This window comes from Aeromonas sp. s6 (genome assembly GCF_040907815.1).
Classification (GTDB): domain Bacteria; phylum Pseudomonadota; class Gammaproteobacteria; order Enterobacterales; family Aeromonadaceae; genus Aeromonas; species Aeromonas caviae.
Map to the genome: position 1 here is coordinate 12379 of NZ_JBFOCN010000052.1, position 19855 is coordinate 32233.

The 19855-nt window shown below is 63.2% G+C and carries 15 protein-coding genes; 4 read left to right on the top strand and 11 right to left on the bottom strand.

Annotated elements, in window-relative coordinates; all coding sequences use genetic code 11:
- Window positions 1-79: 79 nt before the first annotated feature.
- Together AB5Y50_RS07565 and AB5Y50_RS07570 are read left to right on the top strand one after the other, a co-directional pair.
- Window positions 80-1807, top strand: coding sequence for an ABC-F family ATP-binding cassette domain-containing protein (locus AB5Y50_RS07565; RefSeq protein ID WP_010673426.1), 1728 nt, complete (start codon window positions 80-82; stop codon window positions 1805-1807).
- A gap of 72 nt (window positions 1808-1879) precedes the next feature.
- Window positions 1880-2416 carry a GNAT family N-acetyltransferase gene (locus AB5Y50_RS07570; protein ID WP_010673425.1) on the top strand — a complete coding sequence of 179 codons (537 nt, stop codon included), beginning with the start codon at window positions 1880-1882 and terminating at the stop codon, window positions 2414-2416.
- A 43-nt stretch (window positions 2417-2459) separates the two neighbouring features.
- On the opposite strand, the gene yjeH is transcribed toward AB5Y50_RS07570, so the two are convergent.
- Both yjeH and AB5Y50_RS07580 read right to left on the bottom strand, forming a co-directional pair.
- Complete coding sequence (yjeH, locus tag AB5Y50_RS07575; RefSeq protein WP_029313946.1) at window positions 2460-3740, bottom strand: L-methionine/branched-chain amino acid transporter; 1281 nt, start codon at window positions 3738-3740, stop codon at window positions 2460-2462.
- 125 nt (window positions 3741-3865) lie between these two features.
- Window positions 3866-5158: an HAAAP family serine/threonine permease gene (locus AB5Y50_RS07580; RefSeq protein ID WP_029313944.1), complete on the bottom strand. Its 1293-nt coding sequence runs from the start codon at window positions 5156-5158 to the stop codon at window positions 3866-3868.
- Between the two features lie 496 nt (window positions 5159-5654).
- Here AB5Y50_RS07580 and AB5Y50_RS07585 point away from each other — a divergent pair, with 496 nt between their 5' ends.
- Together AB5Y50_RS07585 and AB5Y50_RS07590 are read left to right on the top strand one after the other, a co-directional pair.
- The gene (locus tag AB5Y50_RS07585; protein WP_039039436.1) at window positions 5655-6560 is read left to right on the top strand and encodes a LysR family transcriptional regulator; all 906 of its coding nucleotides are present in this window, start codon (window positions 5655-5657) and stop codon (window positions 6558-6560) included.
- Window positions 6561-6666: 106 nt separating this feature from the next.
- Window positions 6667-8058, top strand: a complete 1392-nt coding sequence (locus AB5Y50_RS07590) for an MATE family efflux transporter (RefSeq protein ID WP_368162579.1) — start codon at window positions 6667-6669, stop codon at window positions 8056-8058.
- A gap of 81 nt (window positions 8059-8139) precedes the next feature.
- Here AB5Y50_RS07590 and accA read toward each other — a convergent pair whose 3' ends face one another.
- From accA to bamA, 9 genes are all read right to left on the bottom strand, one after another.
- Entirely contained in the window at window positions 8140-9090 is a 951-nt protein-coding gene (gene accA / locus AB5Y50_RS07595; protein ID WP_010673419.1) for an acetyl-CoA carboxylase carboxyl transferase subunit alpha, read from the bottom strand.
- 16 nt (window positions 9091-9106) lie between these two features.
- Window positions 9107-12586 (bottom strand): DNA polymerase III subunit alpha, encoded by a 3480-nt coding sequence (gene dnaE / locus AB5Y50_RS07600; protein ID WP_042015569.1) that lies wholly within the window; start codon window positions 12584-12586, stop codon window positions 9107-9109.
- 53 nt (window positions 12587-12639) lie between these two features.
- On the bottom strand, window positions 12640-13230 hold the full coding sequence (rnhB, locus tag AB5Y50_RS07605) for a ribonuclease HII (protein WP_010673417.1): 591 nt from the start codon (window positions 13228-13230) through the stop codon (window positions 12640-12642).
- A gap of 78 nt (window positions 13231-13308) precedes the next feature.
- The gene (gene lpxB / locus AB5Y50_RS07610; RefSeq protein ID WP_010673416.1) at window positions 13309-14448 is read right to left on the bottom strand and encodes a lipid-A-disaccharide synthase; all 1140 of its coding nucleotides are present in this window, start codon (window positions 14446-14448) and stop codon (window positions 13309-13311) included.
- A complete protein-coding gene (lpxA, locus tag AB5Y50_RS07615) occupies window positions 14441-15232 on the bottom strand; it encodes an acyl-ACP--UDP-N-acetylglucosamine O-acyltransferase (RefSeq protein ID WP_080988583.1) in 792 nt (263 codons plus the stop codon). Before lpxA ends, lpxB begins: the two co-directional genes overlap by 8 nt.
- Before the next feature lie 2 nt (window positions 15233-15234).
- Window positions 15235-15696 (bottom strand): 3-hydroxyacyl-ACP dehydratase FabZ, encoded by a 462-nt coding sequence (fabZ, locus tag AB5Y50_RS07620; protein ID WP_010673414.1) that lies wholly within the window; start codon window positions 15694-15696, stop codon window positions 15235-15237.
- 24 nt (window positions 15697-15720) lie between these two features.
- Entirely contained in the window at window positions 15721-16740 is a 1020-nt protein-coding gene (gene lpxD, locus AB5Y50_RS07625) for a UDP-3-O-(3-hydroxymyristoyl)glucosamine N-acyltransferase (RefSeq protein ID WP_039039449.1), read from the bottom strand.
- 3 nt (window positions 16741-16743) lie between these two features.
- Window positions 16744-17256 (bottom strand): OmpH family outer membrane protein, encoded by a 513-nt coding sequence (locus AB5Y50_RS07630; protein ID WP_029313943.1) that lies wholly within the window; start codon window positions 17254-17256, stop codon window positions 16744-16746.
- 147 nt (window positions 17257-17403) lie between these two features.
- Window positions 17404-19827 carry an outer membrane protein assembly factor BamA gene (gene bamA / locus AB5Y50_RS07635; protein ID WP_043152310.1) on the bottom strand — a complete coding sequence of 808 codons (2424 nt, stop codon included), beginning with the start codon at window positions 19825-19827 and terminating at the stop codon, window positions 17404-17406.
- Between the last annotated feature and the right edge of the window lie 28 nt (window positions 19828-19855).

The following is a 19855-nucleotide window of genomic DNA, read 5'->3' on the forward strand; positions in this document are numbered from 1 at the left end:
ACCTTTCTCGACTCTGCCGTTGTCGCCAGCGCTCCTGATGACAGGGATTTCCCATCCCGCGATTTAAGAGAGCAAGAGCATGACAACCCTGATGAGTACCCATTCCCTGCAGATGAGTGCGGGGCACCTTCCCTTATTTGATCACCTCGAACTCGGCATTCGCGCAGGCGACCGACTCGGCCTGATTGGCGCCAACGGCTGCGGCAAGAGCACATTGCTCGCGCTGCTGGCGGGCGAGCGCACGCCCCAGGCCGGCCGGATCGTGCAGGCCGCCGCCTGCCGCTGCGAGTTCGTGGCCCAGCAACTGCCAGCCGAGCTTTCCACCCTCAGCACCCGCGCCGTGCTGCTGGATGCCCTGGGCAACGATCCCGCCGCCGAATGGCAGGTGGACAAGCTGCTGGCCGAACTGCAGCTGGAGGCCCAGGCCACGTTGCCGGTCAGTGCACTGAGCGGTGGCCAGCACAGCCGGCTGCAGATAGGCCGCGCCCTGCTGCGCCAACCCAACCTGCTGCTGCTCGATGAGCCCAGCAACCACCTGGACTTGCCCGCCTTGCTCTGGCTCGAGCAGTTTCTGCTGGGCTGGCGCGGCGCCTTCGTGCTGGTCTCCCACGACGGTCGCCTGCTGGACAGCGTCACGGATCAGACCCTGATCCTGCGAGACGGCCAGTTGCACCGCTTCGCCCTGCCCTGCAGCCAGGCCAGGGCGGCGCTGGCTGCCGAGGATGAGCAGGCCCGCCTGCGCCGGGCGGACGAGCAAAAGGAGATAGACCGCCTGAGCGCCAGCAGCAAGCGCCTCGCCATCTGGGGGCGGGAGCATGACAACGAGAAGCTGGTGCGCCAGGCCAAGTCCATGGAAAAACGCATCGCCCGCCTGCAGGAGGAGCAGAGCCAGGTGGCGGCGCTGGCCCCCTGGCGGCTCGAGCTGCGCGGAGTGAGCCTGCCCGCCGACACCCTGCTGCGGCTGGAGGCCCTCGACGTATCGCCGGCACCGGCACTGCCGCCGCTGCTGCGTGCCGAGGGGCTCTGGCTGCGGGCGGGAGACAGGGTCGCCCTGCTCGGTGCCAACGGCACCGGCAAGTCCTCCCTGCTGCGCCAGTGCTGGCGCGAACTGGCCGCGCAGAGCCTGCAGGCGGGCTGGTACTGCCACCCCGGCGCGAGCATCGCCTATTACGATCAGTCCCTGCAGCAGCTGGCTGACGACGCCACCCTGAGCGACGCGCTGTACCCCCTGGCCCCTCTGCCTGAGGTGACGCGGCGACAGGCGCTGATCCGGGCGGGCTTCCCCTATGTCCGCCACGGCCAGCAGGTGCACACCCTGAGCGGGGGCGAGCGGGCACGGTTGCTGTTCCTCGCCCTGTCCCTCGGCAGCCACCACATGATCTGGCTCGACGAACCCACCAATCACCTGGATCTGGCGGGCAAGGAGGAGCTGGCCGACGCCATTGCCGCCTTCCCGGGGGGTGTGCTGCTGGTCTCCCACGACCGGGAGCTGATCGAGCGCAGTTGCAACCGCTTCTGGCTGATAAAGGACGGGCGCATCCAGGAGGCCCACTGTGCCGAACGGGCCTATGCCGAGCTGCTGGGCGATGCCCCCTTGCTGCAGGCGGGCAGCCCGGCTCAATCAGGTGACCCGCAGACTGCGGCCGCCACGGGGGATGACGAAGAGGCGCTGCTGGCGCGCTGGTATGAGCTCGATGCCCTGCTCGCCGCCGATTTGGCCCGCAAGCCCAGGCACCAGACCCCGCGCCTGCAGCAGCAATGGCGTGACGAGCTGGCGCGCCTGGCCGAGCGGCTCGGGTTTGCCTGACGCCAGCCCGGATCATCCATCTCTTGTTACGCAACACACGCGGCCAGCCACGGCTGGCCGCAAGGAGTCATCATGACATCAGCACCACCCCACATCAGGCTGGATCCCGTCACCGACACCGATCTGCCCCATATCTTCCGCGGCCTCTCCGATCCCCGGATCGTCGCCTACTACGGCGTCAGCTACGACAGCCTGGCGGCATGCCGGGCACAGATGAATTGGTATGCCGAGCTGACCCGCACCGGCCGTGGCGCCTGGCATCTCATTCGCGACCGACTCTCGGGCGAGCCGCAGGGGGCCATCGGCTACAACGATGCCGACCCGACTCACCGGTGTGCCGAGCTGGGCTACTGGCTCTATCCCGAACACTGGGGCAAGGGGGTGATGAGCGCGGCGCTGCAACTCTGGCTCCCGCTCACTTACCGCACCACCGACCTGCACCGGCTGCTGGCAGTGGTGGAGGAGCCCAACCGCCCCTCCGCCTGCCTGCTGGAGCGGGCCGGTTTTCACTACGAGGGCACGGCGCGGGAGTGCGAGCGCAAGGGGGATGGCTTCATCTCCCTGCGCCACTACGCCATCTTGCGCAGCGACCTGCCCGCCAGCCTGTGACCCGCAACAACAAGCCCCGCGCTGCGGGGCTTTTTTTCGGGAGTTACTTGATGGCACAGACACCCTCATCGGACGCCGAGCGGCGGCGTCTGCGCCGCCACAGGGAGAAGCCGCCATACCCCAGGCTCAGCACAAGGGCATAGAGCACCTGGGTGGCGAGGGCCAGCAGCACCAGGGTGCAGAGCAGCACGCTGAGGCCCGCCAACCCCTTGCCGGTCCCCGACAGCAAGCGCCAGCCCGCCGCCATGCAGAGCAGATAGACCAGCACGAAGTTGCCGTTGGCGTAGCGGATCAGCGCATCAAGGGGCAGACGCAGCCAGAGGATCAGGGTGATGGAGACGAAACAGATGGCGAGCACCCAGGCAAGGGCATGCAGGGGAGCGCCCCGGGCCGAGAGGCGAGAGAGGGAGACCGGCAGTTTACCCTCCCGCGCCATGCTCCAGATAAGGCGCGCAAAACCTTGCAGGTAGATGTTGATGCTGGCGAAGCAGGAGAGATAGCCCAGCACCGCCACCAGCCACTTGGCGGTGGGGCCGAACAGCAGGGAGAGCAGGGCCGGAATGGCGATGGCATTGGTCGCCTCGTCCCCGTAGAGGTCATATTTGAGCACCACCAGCGAGTGCACCCAGTAGATGAGCCCCGCCAGCAGCACGCCCCCCAACAGGGCAAGGGGGTAGTCCCGCTCTGGCCGCTTGAACTCCTCCCCCATGTGAGCGAAGGCCTCGAGCCCCACGAAGCACCAGAACATCACCGCCAGCGCCGATCCCATGGCGGGCCACTCGCTCGCCGTTGGCAGAGGCTGGGCGGCATCGCGCCAGCTGAGATCCCCCTTGAACCAGATGAGCAGGGTGAGCCCCAGGATAGCCAGGGCAATGAGCAGTTGCAGATTGCCGGAGGAGCGCGCCCCCCGCAGCCCCAGCAGAAAGACCCCGAGCAGGGTGAGCAGCTGGATGCCCCAGAGGGTCCACTCCCCCATGTCGAACAGGGCGTGCCAGAAACCGGCGGCGATGGTGAGGGCGGCAGGCAGGCCCACCGGCAGCACCGCCAGAAACAGGAAAGCAGAGAAGCGCTCGGCGCCGTTGCCAAAGGCGAGGCCAATCAGATGGGGGGCGCCACCCGCGTGGGGATATCGCCGCCCAAGGCGGGCGAAGGTAAAGGCGATGGGCAGCACCAGAGCAATCAGCAGCAACCAGGCCCACAGCGACGCCCCTCCCGCCAGCGAGGCGGCGGTGGCTGGTACCACGAAGATCCCGGTACCGAGCAGGGAGGTGGCGAGCAGCCCCATCCCCTGCCAGAGCCCGAGATCCTTTTTCAACCCAGACATATCCTGTTGTCCCGTCTAGAAAAACATCCCGCCATGTTAGGCCGCCACCACCGCTTTGTTAAGCATTTGTGCCCATAAAAAAACCGCCCCGGGGGGCGGCTTTCTCACAGGGATGAACGCTGTCATCAGGCAATCAGCTTGTAGATGATGCCGGACATGGCGATGAGGCCGATGAGGGTGACGAAGCCGTTGCTGAGGTTGCCGGCATATTTGCGCATGGCCGGTACCTTGGCGATGGCGTACATCGGCATCAGGAAGAGCAGCATGGCGATGATGGGGCCGCCCAGATCTTCAATCATGCCGAGGATGCTCGGGTTGATGGTGGCCACGGCCCAGGTGGTCAGGATCATGAAGACCGCGGTCACCTTGTTCAGCTGCTTGACGTCGACGTTCTTGCCCTTCTCGCGCAGGGACTTGGCCATCAGGCCGTTCATGCCCTCTTGCGCACCCAGGTAGTGACCCAGGAAGGACTTGCTGATGGCAACCATGGCGATGAGCGGTGCCACGGTGGCGATCACCGGGTTGTCGAAGTGGTTGGCCAGGTAGGAGAGGATGGAGATGTTCTGCTCCTTGGCCGCCGCCAGGTCAGCCGGGGAGAGGCTCAGCACGCAGCTGAACACGAAGAACATTACCGTCATCACCATCATGACGTGGGCGCCCAGCAGGATGTTGCTGCACTTCTTCTCGGCGTTGGCGCCGTAGCGGCCTTTGTTGTCCACCGCGAAGGAGGAGATGATCGGGGAGTGGTTGAAGGAGAACACCATCACCGGGATGGCCAGCCACAGGGTCTTGATGAAGTCGCCATTGAAGGCCTCACCCAGCGCAGGGGCTTCGGTGATGATGGCACCGTTCCAGTGCGGGATCAGGTAGAGCGCCAGGCCCATCAGGGTGACCACGAACGGGAAGACCAGCACGCTCATCGCCTTGACGATGACCTGGCCGCCCAGGCGAACGATCGCCATCAGACCCAGGATCAGCACCAGGGAGAGGATGGCACGAGGAGGTGCCGTAATGCCCAGCTGGTGCACCATCAGGCTCTCGACGGTGTTGGTGATGGCCACGGAGTACATCAGCAGGATGGGGTAGATGGCGAAGAAGTAGAGCAGGGTGATGAACTTGCCTGCGGTCTTGCCGAAGTGCTCTTCTACCACCTCGGTGATGTCGCCGTCACGGGTGGAGCCGGACAGCACGAAGCGGGTCAGGCCACGGTGGGCGAAGAAGGTCAGCGGCAGGGCCAGGATCAGCATGGCGACCAGCGGCCACAGGCCACCGACACCGGCATTGATCGGCAGGAAGAGGACACCGGCGCCGATGGCGGTACCGTACAGACCCAGCATCCAGACCACGTCGGCCTTGTTGATGCCACGGGAGGAGGCTTTGCTCAAGCTGCCTTCAACTGCAATGTTCATGTCAGACATAGGGGTGTTCCTGTCATCAAGGAAAGTGGGATCTTAACTTGTCAGTGGGCCTGGGCCCGGTTCCTTTCCCTGGAACTCCAGCTATTCGTCCTGTTTGTTCCTCCGCCCCGGCCATCCGGCCGCCACTCCCTGTGGCAACCTGATTGCAACAAACACGGGCGGGGAGTCGTAATACAGAGGGGATCGTGCTCGCTCGTTAACAACGGGATAACGCTCACCTCATCCGATGAGATGACTCTAGTTAAAAGGCCCTATTAATCACAGCGTTTTTTTGAATTAATCAACCAAAGTTTGATTGGAATCGCCTTTCCGTCGCTTCAGATCACACTTGAATCGCCATATTGCGATTTTTTTTTAACATATAAACTTTTTGGTGTGATCCACCTCACCCTTGAAGCGCGCAACAATTTCGTCACAACCCCCTCGTTGCCCCCCGATTGTCTCCCGTCGCCCCATGGCGTACCCTTTGTGTCCGCCCCTTTTCTGCGTACCGACCATGACCCTCTCCCGCACCGATCTCGCCGAGCTGGCCGTGTTTGCCGCCGTCGCCCGTCACCGCAGTTTCAGCAAGGCTGCCCTCGAGCTCGGGGTCTCCGCCTCGGCCCTGAGTCATGCCCTCAAAGGGCTGGAGAGTCGCCTGGCCGTCAGACTGCTCAATCGCAGCACCCGGGCCGTGGTGCCGACCGAGGCGGGCGAACGGCTGCTGGCCCAGGTGCTGCCAACCCTGGGGCAACTGGAGGCGGCGCTGGCGGAGCTGACGCGCCACGCGGGCGAACCCGTGGGCAGGCTCAGGCTCTGTGCCCCCCGAGCCGCCATCCAGGAGGTGCTGGCCCCGGTGCTCATCGACTATCTGGTACGCTACCCGCGCATGCAGGTGGAGGTGGAGGAGCTGGAGCTGATGCCCCGCCTCATCGAGGATGGCTACGACGCCGCCCTCTTCTATGGCGACCTGCTGCCCCAGGAGATGATCTCGGTTCCCCTGGGCCCGCAGCAGCGCTATCTGGTGGTGGGCTCCCCCGACTATCTGGCGCGGCGTGGCACCCCTCGCCACCCCTCGGATCTGCGCCAGCACGACTGCATCGGTTATCGGCTCACGCCCCATCACCACTATCGCTGGGCCTTTGCCGCCGAGGGGGAGCTGCTTGAGATCGAAGTGACGGGCCCGCTCACCACCAGCACGCCCGCGCTCTACCTGGGGGCGGCCGAGGCGGGGCTCGGGCTCGCCTACTGCCATGAGGGGGAGGTGTTCGACGCCCTGGCATCGGGGCGGCTGGTGAGCGTGCTGGATGACTGGAGCCCCAGCTTTGCCGGGTTCAACCTCTTCTATCCGGGCAGGCACCAGCTGGGGCAAGGGCTGCGAGCCCTGATCGACATGCTGAAGGAGTATCACAGGATCCGTTGATTGATGAAATCTATTCAGCAATCCATCAAATGAAAGCCTGATTATCAATTAAACTATAAGAAAATAGACTGTCTGCTCGATTCCGGCCCTTTTCCCGAGTACAGATATGTCCGCCTACTTCCGTCTGCGTCAACGGGCCATGGCCCGCCGTTTCTGGGGCTATGCCCTCCCCTCCGTCATGGCCATGCTGGTCTCCGGCGCCTACTACCTGGTGGACGGCATCTTCGTCGGCCACTACGTGGGGGCCGCCGGCCTTGCCGGCATCAACCTGGTCTATCCGGTCATCATGGTGCTCATCGGCCTTGCCGCCATGATCGCCATGGGGGCCGCCACCGCCATCTCCTTCCAGCAGGGCGCCAGGAACCTCGCTCTGGCCCGCCAGGCTCTAGTCAGCGCCCTCTGGCTGCTGCTGATCCTGGGCACGGTAGCGCCGCTGCTGCTGCACCACTGGCACACCGATATCCTGCAGGCCCTGGGAATGGCCCCCGGCACCGACACCTGGCAGCAGGCCAGCGACTACCTCACCTGGATTGGCGGTGGCACCCTGCTGCTCGCCAGCAACCTGGCGGTGCCCTACCTGCTTCGCAACGACGGCCGCCCTCGCCTCGCCATGGTACTGGTGAGCGGCGGCGCCCTCCTCAACATCCTGCTCAACTACATCATGGTGGGCCGGCTCGGGCTCGGCCTCACCGGCACGGCCCAGGCCACCCTCCTCTCGGAGGCCATGGTCAGCCTGCTCGGCCTGGGGTACTTCTTCACCCGCCACGCCCGGTTGCGGCTGACCTGGCGCCAGCTGGTGCCACGCTTCCCGGCCATGCCCGGCCTGCTCTTCACCGGGCAGCCGAGCCTCATCGCCCAGTTCAATCTGGGGCTGCTGTTGCTGCTGCACAACAGCCAGCTGATGGTGCACGGCACGGTCAAGGATCTGGCGGGCTTCACCGTGGCGGGATACACGGAGGCGGTCTTCATCGTCATCCTGCAGGGACTGGCGTTTGGCATCCAGCCCCTGGTGAGCCAGGCAGCCGGGGCCGGGCGCCATCGCGACCTACAGTTCCTGATGGCGATGGGGCTCAAGATCACCCTGGTCTATGGCCTGGGGGTCTGGCTGATTGTCCAGCTGCTGCCGCAGCCGGTCGCCATGCTCTACACCGGTGATCAGGACGCAGAGCTACTCGCCGCCGCCATCAGCAGCCTGACCCTCAACCTCGCTGCCCTGCCCCTGGAGGGGATCGTCATGTTCGGCATCGTGCTGTTGCAGGCCATGGCCCGCACCCGCCAGGCCCTCGTCATCTCCGTGGCCAAGACGGTGCTGCTACTGCCCCTCATCTTCCTGCTGCCCCTCTGGTGGGGGCGCGACGGGGTCTTGATGGCACAGCCCGCCACCGTGCTGCTGCTGACGCCCCCCCTGTGCTGGCTGCTGTGGCGGGAGTGGCGGGCCCTGAGCCCTGCCGGAGGGCGTGCTTCCGTCCGTATGCAACGGGCGCTGACCGCCCCCTGAGGCCCGCCCCGGCGTCCCCCCACAAACGTCGCCCATAAAAAAAGTCCCCGCATGCGGGGACTTTTTATTGGAAGCGGCAGATCAGCAGTAGCCGTAACCCAGCAGACGCTGATAGCGCTGCTCCAGCAGTTGCTCGCTGTCGAGGGGGCGCAGGGCATCCAGATCCTGCTTGATGCGCGCTTTCAGGTGCTTGGCCATCTTCTCCACGTCGCGGTGGGCACCGCCGAGGGGCTCCTCGACGATGTTGTCGATGAGCTTCAGCTCCTTCAGGCGCTGGGCGGTGATGCCCATGGCATCCGCCGCCACCGAGGCCTTCTCGGCGCTCTTCCACAGGATGGAGGCGCACCCTTCCGGGGAGATGACGGAGTAGGTGGAGTACTGCAGCATGTTGACCCGATCACCCACGCCGATGGCGAGAGCGCCGCCGGAGCCGCCTTCACCGATCACGGTGCAGACCACCGGCACGGTCAGGCCGGCCATGACTTTCAGGTTGCGGGCGATGGCTTCGGACTGGCCACGCTCCTCGGCACCGACGCCAGGGTAGGCACCCGGGGTGTCGATGAAGGTGATGATCGGCATCTTGAAGCGCTCGGCCATCTCCATCAGGCGCAGGGCCTTGCGGTATCCTTCCGGGCGCGGCATGCCGAAGTTGCGCTTGATCTTCTCCTTGGTCTCGCGACCCTTCTGGTGACCGATGATCATCACGGGCTCGCCGTCGAGACGGGCGATGCCGCCGACAATGGCCTTGTCATCGGCATAGGCGCGATCTCCGGCCAGCTCGTCGAAATCGGTGAAGATCTGCTCGATGTAGTCGAGGGTGTAGGGGCGCTGGGGATGACGTGCCATCTGGGATACCTGCCAGGCACCCAGATCGCCGAAGATCTTCTTGGTCAGCTCTTCGTTTTTCTTCTCCAGCCGGCGAATGTCTTCGCTGAGATCCACGGCACTGTTGTGCTCGCTCACATGGCGCAGTTCATCGATCTGTGCCTGCAACTCGGCGATCGGCTGTTCAAAATCCAGAAAAAGACTCATAGGGACAATAGATCCTCTAATCAAAAACCAATTCAACCCGCTCTCGTCCAAGCAGGACTCGCAAGTCATCTATCAGTTGATCGGTGGGCGTCACCCGCCACTCGGTACCGAGCGTCAATCGCACCCGGGAACCGGGGCGACGATAGTTTACCTGAACCGGACAGACTCCGGCACGGGCGGGCTCCAAAATCTCGCACAAACGCGGGAAAAAGCGCTCGTCAATGCGTTGTTCATCGAGGGAGATGCGGATTGCCCTGGCAAAACGCTCCCTCGCATCGTTGATATCCAGCAACTCGCGGGCCGACATTTTAAGGCCACCGGAGAAGTCATCAAAGCTGACCTGTCCAGAAACCACTAAAATACGGTCTTTTTGCATCAATTCTTCGTATTTTTCCAGCGCTTCACTGAAAAGGGTCACATCCAGACGGCCGGATCTGTCGTCCAGGGTGAAGATCCCCATCTTGTTGCCGCGCTTGGTCACCATGCTGCGCGCCGCGATCACCAACCCCGCCGCCGTGGTCACCGTATCCCGGGAGGTGGGATGCAGATCGCACAGTCGGCCCGAGGTGTAGCGCCGCAGCTCGCTGCTGTACTGGTTGATGGGGTGACCGGTGAGGTAGAGCCCGAGGGTCTCCCGCTCCCCTTCCAGCCACACCTTGTCGGGCCAGTGCGGCACGTTGGCGAACGCCTTCTTGACGTCGTCTATCTCCTCCGTGAGCACGCCGAACATGTCGACCTGCCCCACCGCCTGGGCCTTGGCGTGCTGCTCGGCGGCGCGCATCGCCTCCTCCAGGGTCGCCATCAGGGCGGCGCGGTGGGGGCCGAGCCTGTCCATGGCGCCGGAGAGGATGAGCTTCTCCATCACCCGCTTGTTGAGCTTCTTGATGTCGACCCGGTTGCAGAAATCGAACAGGTCGCGGAACGGACCGTCCCGATCCCGCGCGTCCAGAATCGCCTCGATGGGCCCTTCCCCTACTCCCTTCACCGCGCCGATACCGTAGACGATGTGGCCGTCCTCGTTGACACTGAAGCGGTAGCGACCGGTGTTGACGTCCGGCGGGATCACGGTCAGCCCCATGCGCTGACACTCGTCCACCAGGGTCACTATCTTGTCGGTGTTGTCCATGTCCGCGGTCATCACCGCCGCCATGAACTCCGCCGGGAAGTGGGTCTTGAGCCAGAGGGTCTGGTAGGAGACCAGCGCATAGGCAGCGGAGTGGGACTTGTTGAAGCCGTAGCCCGCAAACTTCTCCACCAGATCGAAGATCTTCATCGCCAGTTCGCCGTCGACGCCGTTCTTGACCGCCCCCTCCTCGAAGCCCGCCCGCTGCTTGGCCATCTCTTCGGGTTTTTTCTTGCCCATGGCCCGACGCAGCATGTCCGCGCCACCCAGGGTATACCCCGCCAGGGTCTGGGCGATCTGCATCACCTGCTCCTGGTAGAGGATGATGCCGTAGGTGGGCTCGAGTATGGGTTTGAGGCTCTCGTGCTGCCACTTCTCGTCCGGGTAGGAGATGGCCTCCTTGCCGTGCTTGCGCTCGATGAAGTTGTCCACCATGCCCGACTGAAGCGGGCCCGGACGGAACAGGGCCACCAGCGCGATCATGTCTTCGAAGCAGTCGGGCTGCAGCCGCTTGATGAGGTCCTTCATGCCGCGGGATTCGAGCTGGAACACCGCCGTGGTCTCGAAACGCTGCAAGAGGGCGAACGACTTCTTGTCGTCGATGGGGATGGCGGCGATGTCCACCGGCGGCTTGCCCTCTTTGGCAAGGCGCGGGTTTATCATGCCAAGGGCCCAGTCGATGATGGTGAGCGTGCGCAGACCCAGGAAGTCGAACTTCACCAGCCCGGCATACTCCACGTCGTTCTTGTCGAACTGGGTGACCGGGTGATGCCCCTCGTCGTCGCAATAGAGCGGCGCAAAGTCGGTGATCTTGGTAGGCGCGATCACCACGCCACCGGCGTGCTTGCCGGCGTTGCGCACCACCCCTTCCAGGCGGCGCGCCATGTCGATGAGGTCCTTGACCTCCTCGTCCTGCTCGTAGAGCTCCGGCAACTTGGGCTCGGCTTCGAACGCCTTGGCCAGGGTCATGCCGGGGTCGGGCGGGATCAGCTTGGAGATGCGATCGACAAAGCCGTAGGCGTGGCCCAGCACCCGGCCTACGTCCCGTACCACCGCCTTGGCCGCCATGCTGCCGAAGGTGATGATCTGGGATACCGCCTCCCGACCGTACATCTCGGAGACGTGATCGATCACCTCGTCGCGCCTGTCCATGCAGAAGTCGACGTCGAAGTCGGGCATGGAGACCCGCTCGGGGTTCAAGAAACGTTCGAACAGCAGGTCAAATTCCAGCGGATCGAGATCGGTGATCTTGAGGGCGTAGGCCACAAGCGACCCCGCCCCCGAGCCCCGGCCCGGACCGACGGGAATGCCGTTGTCCTTGGACCACTGGATAAACTCCATCACGATGAGGAAGTAACCCGGGAAGCCCATCTGGTTGATCACTTTGAGCTCGATGTCGAGACGCTCGTCATACTCGGGACGACGCTCGGCCCGCACCGCCGGATCCGGGAACAGGAAGGCCAGCCGCTCCTCCAGCCCTTCCTTCGACTTCATGACCAGGAAGTCTTCGGTGGTCATGTCGCCGGTGGGGAAATTGGGCAGGAAATACTCGCCAAGGCGCACCGTCACGTTGCAGCGCTTGGCGATCTCCACCGTGTTTTCCAGGGCTTCCGGGATGTCGGCAAACAGCTCCGCCATCTCCTCCTGACTGCGCAGGTACTGCTGGGGGCTGTAGCGGCGCGGTCGGCGCTTGTCCATCAGGGTATAGCCGTCGTGGATGGCGACCCGGATCTCGTGGGCATCGAAGTCATCGGCGGTGAGGAACACCACCTCGTTGGTGGCAACCACCGGCAGTTCGAACTCGGTGGCAATGGCCACCGCCATGTGGAGGTAGACCTCCTCGTCCGGGCGGCCGGTACGCAGCAGCTCCAGGTAGTAGGCATCCGGGAAGTGGGTCTGGTAGAAGGCGAGGCAATGCTCCACCATCTGGCGGTTGCCCTTGAGCAGGAACTTGCCCACATCCCCCTCGCGCCCGCCGGAGAGGACGATCACCCCCTTGGCATGTTCGCCAAGCCAGGCCTTGTCGATGACGGGGCGCCCCTGCACATGGCCGCGCTGATAGCCGCGGGAGATGAGCAGGGTGATGTTCTGGTAGCCGTCGTTGTCCATGGCGAGCAGGGTGAGGCGAAACTGCTCGTCCCCAAGCTCGTCGCTCTGCACCCAGAAATCCGCCCCGACCAGGGGCTTGATCCCCTTGCCGTGGGCAGAGCCGTAGAAGCGCACCAGGCCGCACATGTTCATCTGGTCCGTCAGGGCCAGGGCCGGCATGTTGTTGGCGGCGGCTGCGGAGACGATGGGACCGATCTTCTGCAGGCCGTCGACCATGGAGAAGTCGGAATGCACCCTCAGGTGGATGAAACGGGGATCAGCCATGGTCACGCCCTCTCATTGCGCAAGCAGAAATCGTTCAGACAGATCGGCATCGGTTATTCGATCCCCAGGGCGCGGCGCACCGGCTTGAAGCTCTGACGGTATTCGGGCAGCGGGCCCCGTTCGGCCAGAATGGCGAGGTGCTCCGCCGTCGGGTAGCCCTTGTGGCGGGCGAAACCGTACTCGGGATGGCGGCTGTCCAGCTCGGTCATCTCGGCGTCCCGGGTCACCTTGGCGAGGATGGAGGCGGCGCTGATGGCGGCCACCAGGCTGTCCCCCTTGACCACGGCGCGGACCTCCATCGGCAATCTGGGGCAGCGGTTGCCGTCGATGAAGACCAGCTCGGGCGTCACCTTGAGCCCCGCCACGGCGCGCTGCATCGCCAGCATGGTGGCGTGCAGGATGTTGAGCTCGTCGATTTCCGCCGGGCTGGCGCGGCCGATGGCATAGGCCAGCGCCTTCTCTTTGATCTCGCCAAACAGGGCGAGCCGCTTCTTCTCGGAGAGTTTCTTGGAATCGGCGAGGCCAAGGATGGGATTGGCAGGATCCAGGATCACCGCGGCGGTGACCACGTCACCCACCAGGGGGCCGCGACCCACCTCGTCCACCCCGGCAATCAGCTTGTCTTCGGGAATATCGATCGTCATCTCATAGCCTTGAATCAAAACCGGCCCCGCAGGGCCAGTATCAGCACAACATCACGCCTGACACACAGGCAGAGCCCACTAACGCTCCAGCAGCGCGGCAACCGCTTCCGCTGCCTGCACATCCGCATTGCAGCGGATCTTCTCGTGCAACCGGGTGAAGGTGGTGATGAGCTCGCTGTTGTCATGGTCCAGCAGCTTGCTCACCTCTTCCACCAGGTTGGCCGGGGTGCACTCGTGCTGGATGAGCTCGGGCACCAGCATCTTGTCCGCCAGCAGGTTCGGCAGGGAGACATAATCCGTCTTCACCAGCCACTGGGCCAGCAAGTAGCTGAAGGGTTTGAGCTTGTAACCGACCACCATGGGCTTTTTCACCAGCATGGCCTCGAGGGCCGCGGTGCCGGAGGCGAGCATCACCACATCGGCGGCAATCATGGCCTCGCGGCCCTGGCCGTCCAGCAGCACCATGTCGAGCTCCGGGGCCACCTCGGCCTTGATGGCGAGGAACTGCTCGCGCCGTTTCTGGTTGACCAGAGGCACGATGAAACCGAGATCCGGGTTGTGCACCGTCAGGTGCTTGCACGCCTCGAGGAAGACCGGCGCCATGAAGCCCACTTCCGCCGTGCGACTCCCCGGCAGTACCGCCAGCCAGCGACGGGCGGGATCGATGCCGAGGGCCTCGCGCACCGCCCCTTGATCCGGGACCAGCGGAATGTCGTCCGCCATGGTGTGGCCGACGAAGCGACAGGGGGCATCGAAACGGTCGTAGAAGGCTTTCTCGAACGGCAGGAAGGCGAGCACCATGTCGGTGGCCGCCTTGATCTTGTGAATGCGGCCCTGACGCCAGGCCCAGACGGAGGGACTGACATAGTGGACCGTCTTGATACCGGCGCGGCGCAGTTTCAGCTCCACCCCGATATTGAAATCCGGTGCATCCACACCGACGAAAATGTCGGGGGGATTGGCGATGAAGTGGCGCAGCAGTTCGCGGCGCACCTGGAGGATGCGGGGCAGACGGCCCAGCACCTCGGTGATGCCCATGACGGAGAGCTCCTCCATCTCGAACAGCGCCTTCACGCCGAGAGCCTGCATCCGCGGCCCGGCGATCCCTTCGAACTGCGCATCCGGGTAGCGGGCTTGCAGTTCGCGCACCAGCCCTGCGGCCAGGATGTCGCCGGAGGTCTCTCCGGCGACGATGCCGATGCGAATGGGATCAGGCACGGATGATCCCGCGCTCGTTGTCCTTGAGGAAATCCACATAGAGCTGGATGGCAGGTTCGCTCTGGGCCATCTCGCTCAGCACGGGCATCACCTCTTCAATGGTCTTGCCGGAGCGGAAGATCTCCTTGTAGGCGCGCTTGACGGCAGAGATCGCCTCGGCGCTGAAGCCACGACGACGCAGGCCTTCGGAGTTGACCCCGAACGGCTTGGCGTAGTTGCCGGCAGCCATCACGTAGGGCGGCACGTCCTTGTTCAGGGCAGCGCAGCCGCCGACGAAGGCGTGGGAGCCGACGCGGCCGAACTGGTGAATGGCAGACAGACCGCCGAAGATCACGAAGTCACCGATGTGCACATGGCCCGCCAGGGTGGCGTTGTTGGCGAAGATGCAGTTGTCACCGATGATGCAGTCGTGGGCAACGTGAACGTTGACCATGAACAGGTTGCCGCTACCCACCTTGGTCAGGCTCTGGTCCTGGGTGGTGCCGCGGTGCACGGTGCAGTTCTCGCGAAACACGTTGTTGTCGCCGATCTCGAGGAAGGTGCGCTCGCCGGCGTACTTCTTGTCCTGGCAATCCTCACCGATGGAGGTGTGCTGGAAGATCTTGTTGCCGCGACCGATCTTGGTCGGGCCCTTGATCACCACGTGGGAGCTCACCCAGGTGTTGTCACCGATTTCCACCTCGGCACCGATGACGGTGAAGGGGCCGATTTCAACCCCTTTGCCGATGACGGCAGACTCATGGACGATGGCGGTGTCGTGGATGATGGCAGTCTGATCGATCACGGTTATACCTCGCGCTTGGCGCACATCAGTTCGGCAGTACAGACCACTTCACCGTCGACGGTGGCGACACCGGTGAACTTGGCGATGCCGCGACGCTCCTTCAGGAACTCCACATCCAGCACCAGCTGATCGCCGGGGCCCACCGGGCGCTTGAAGCGGGCATTGTCGATGGAGGCAAAGTAATAGAGCTCGTTGGGGGACGGCTTGCCCACCATGGTGAAGGCCAGGATACCGGTGGCCTGGGCCATGGCTTCCAGGATCAGCACGCCGGGGAAGACCGGCTTGGCCGGGAAGTGGCCCTGGAAGATCGGCTCGTTGAACGAGACGTTCTTGATGGCGCGCAGGGTCTTGCGCTCATCGCTGATCTCGTAGTTTTCCACCTTGTCCACCATCAGGAACGGATAACGGTGGGGCAGCAGATCCATGATTTCCTGGATGCCCAGGCTCTTCTTTTCAGTAGTCAAAACAGTACCCTATACCAATCGTGATTATTCTTGATCCAGCTTTTTCTCAAGCTTGCTCAACCGCTTGTGCATCTCTTCGATACGCATCACCCGGGCGGCGGTCTTGCGCCACTCTTTATTGGTTTGCAGGGGGATGCCGGAAGAGTAGATACCGGGCTCGGTGATGGGACGCATCACCATGGCCATGCCGGTGACGGTGGCCTGGTCGCAGATCTCCATGTGCCCGTTAAAGACGGAGGCACCACCAATGATACAGTATTTGCCGACCTTGAGACTACCGGCCATCACGGTGGAGCCCGCCACGGCAGTGCCGTAGCCGATCTCGACGTTGTGGGCGATCTGGCACTGGTTGTCGATGATGACGTTGTCAGCGATGCGGGTATCTTCCAGCGCACCGCGGTCGATGGTGGTGCAGGCACCGATCTCGACCCGGTTGCCGATGGTCACGCCGCCGAGCTGGGGGATCTTGATCCACTCGCCGCGCTCGTTGGCATAACCGAAACCGTCTGCCCCGATCACGGTGCCGGCCTGTACCAGACAGTCCGTGCCCAGGGTCACGTTGTGATAGAGGGTGACGTTGGCCCACAACCGGGAGCGCGCTCCCAGTCGGGTATCCTTGCCAACGAAACAGCCCGGGCCGATGCGCACATCGTCACCCAGCACGACGCCGGATTCGATCACCGCATTGGCACCGATGGCCACTCTCTCGCCCAGTTGCACGTCCGCCGCGATGACGGCGCTCGGATGGATATCCATGGCCGGCTGCGGGGTGGTGTCCAGCAGTTGGGCAACCCGGGCAAAGCCCACATAGGGGTCTTTGAGCACCAGGGCGTTGGTGGGGCAAAACGGCAGGTCTGCCTCGGTGATGAGCACGGCAGTGGCCTTGCTCTGCTCCAGAAAATGCCGGTACTTCTTGTTGGACAGGAAGGCTATCTCCCCCTCCCCGGCTTTTTCCAGTGTCGCGACCTTGCGAATTTCCCGGGTCCCATCCCCATGGACCTCGGCCCCCAGTTGCTGGGCCAGCTGTGCGAGAGTGAATGCCATCAATTAGTTGCTCTTGCTAACCTGAGAAATAACCTGGCCGGAGATGTCCAGCTTGCTGGCTGCATACGGGGCGGCGTTGCGCTCCAGCACCAGATCGTAGCCATTGCTCTTGGCGATGGCGTCGATGGCAGCCTGCACCTTGGTCAGGATCTTGTTGCGCTCTTCGGACTGACGGCGACCGTTGTCCTGTTCAAACGCCTGACGCTTCTGGTTGAATTCCATTTGCAGCTTGGCCAGCTTCTCCTGGCTCTGCTTCTTCTGTTCGGCGCTCATGAAGGCTTCGTCCTTCTTGAACTTCTCGACCAGTGCCTGACCGTCGGACTCCAGCTTCTGCAGTTCACGCATGCGCGGCTCGAACTCGCCCTTCAGCTTCTTGGCAACGGCTTCACGCTGGGGCAGCTTTTGGAAGACTTCGCCCATGTCGACCACGGCAATCTTGGTCTCAGCGAAGGCAGAACCCATGCCGGCAGCCATCAGTGCAAAGCTCAAACCAGCTACTTTCAACGCTTTATTCACACTTACTCCTTGGTCCCTCGGTCGAGGGCTACCTGATTTACCTGATTGTGCAAGCGATCCACGAGATCGTCTTGTTACCTGGTGAGGCACGCAAACGCGCGACCCATCATGCTTCCCCCCGCCATGGCGGGGGGGCGTCCGCTCCCCTTAGAAGGTACGGCCGATGTTGAAGGAGAAGACTTGGGTGTCGTCCCCTTCGTATTTCTTGATTGGTCTTGCCAGCACGAACACCAGCGGGCCCATGGGAGAGAGCCACTGCAGCGACAGGCCGGTCGACATCCGGATGTTGCTCGGGTCGGAGTAGTCCATCAGATAGTTGCAACCACTGAAGCAACGGTTCTGATACTGGCTGTAGTCGAAGTGGGTATCCCACACGGAACCGGCGTCGATGAAGAAACTGGTCCGCAGCTGGGGCTGATAGGTCTCGGAGGCAAAGGGCGTCGGCACGATCATTTCCAGCGAGGCCACCGCCAGGGCGTTGCCCCCGACCGAGCTGTCAGTGCCCTGGATGACGTCGTTACCACTCAGGTTGTAGTAGTAGAGCGCCTTCGGACCGACTGTGTTGCTCTTGAAACCGCGCAGGGTATCGAAACCACCGGCGTAGTAGTTCTCGAAGAACGGCAGGACGTGCTCGTAATCGCCATTGGTGCCGTAGCCATCGCCGTAGGAGGCACGGGCCTTGGCCAGCATGACCCATTTGTGATCGGCATCAAACGGGAAGTAGTGGGCATCTTCTGCGTTGAGCTTGAAGTACTGCAGATCCATGCCGGGCACCGTCACCTTGGCGTTCACCCGCTGGCGGTCACCGGAGGTCGGGAACTGACCCTTGTTGAGGGTGGAGCGGGTCCAGCCGGCGGTGACGTCCACGGTGTTGAACACCATGCGGTTGTCGCCATCCAGATTGCCGTTGTAGACCTTCCAGAACTCGTCCACCTGTACATAGGGGTTGGGCTGGGACAGTTTGTTGTTTTCGTAGCCCAGGCTGAAGTCGAGACGGTTGTTCTCGTTGACCGGGAAGCCGCTGGAGAGACGGAAACCGACGGTGGTGTTCTCGTAGTCCACGATGTTGGCGTCGGCCGCACTGAACTTGTTGTAGTAGAGACGGCCGCCCAGGCTCACCCCGTCCACGGTGAAGTAGGGGTCGTTATAGCTCAGGTCGACGCTCTTGGAGTAGTCGTTGGTGCTGGCGTTGATGCCGATCTTCTTGCCGGTCCCCATGAAGTTGTCCTGCTGCAGACCCGCCTGCAGGCTCAGACCCGACTCGGTGCCGTAGCCGATACCGGCGTTGATGGACCCCGCCGGCTGCTCCTTGACCTTGAAGTCCAGATCGACCTGGTCATCGCTGCCCGGCACCCGCTTGGTGTCCACTTCCGCGGTCTCGAAGAAGCCGAGGCGGTTGAGACGGGTCTTGGACTGCTCGACGTTGTCGGAGGAGAGCCAGGTGCCCTCCATCTGGCGCATCTCGCGACGCAGCACTTCGTCCTTGGTGGTGACGTTGCCGCTGAAGTTGATGTTGCGCACATAGACCCGGGGACCCGGCTCAACGTTGACGATGAGCTCCACTTCCTTGGTCTGGTCGTTGATCTGGGGGAAGGTGACCACTTTCGGATAGGCGTAGCCGTAACGGCCGAGGAACTTGGAGAGCACCTCTTCGGTATGGGTCACCTGACTGGCGGAGTAGACGCTGCCCGCCTCGATGGGGATGAGGCCCTTCATCTCGCCGCCGCGGTCGATGAGGTCGCCCTTGAGCTGGATGCCGGAAACCTTGTACTGCTCCCCTTCCTTGACGTTGAGGGTGACATAGACCCCCTTCTTGTCCGGGGTCATGGAGACCTGGGTGGACTCCTGGGTGAAGCGGATGTAGCCGCGGTCCATGTAGTAGGAGCGCAGCACTTCGATGTCACCGGCCAGCTTCTGCTTCTGGTAGCGCTGATCGCCTGTGAAGTTCCACCAGGGCACGTCGTCCTTGAGGGAGAGCTGGGCCAGCAGCTTCTCTTCCGGGAAGACGTTGTTGCCGACGATGTTGATCTGCTGGATCTTGGCCGCTTCCCCTTCCACGAAGGTGAACTTGAGGTCGACTCGGTTGCGCGGCAGCGGGGTGACGATGGCCTTGACCTTGGCGGAGTACTTGCCCACGCCGTAGTAGAAATCTTCCAGCCCTTTCTCGAGGGAGCTCAGCACGGTGCGATCCAGCGGATCACCCACGCGGATCCCGGAGGATTCCAGGCTCTGGGTCAGTTGCTCTTCCTTGATGTCCTTGTTGCCGGAGAACTCGATGCTGGAGATGGTCGGGCGCTCCTTGACCACCACTTGCAGCACCTGACCCTCGCGATAGACCTTGACGTCCTCGAAGTTGCCGGAGGCATAGAGCTTCTTGATGGCGTTCGCCAGGGACACGGAGTCGACGGAATCACCGACACGCACCGGCAGATTCAACAGGGCGGCACCCAGGGTCACCCGCTGCAGGCCCTCGACCTGAATGTCTTGCACCACAAAAGAGGCCGGGGCAGCCTGAGCCAGGAAGCTGGCCCCCAGCAGGCAACTCAACACCAATGCTTTTTTAACAGCCATTTTGTTCTTATGTGTCCTTGTTGATGCT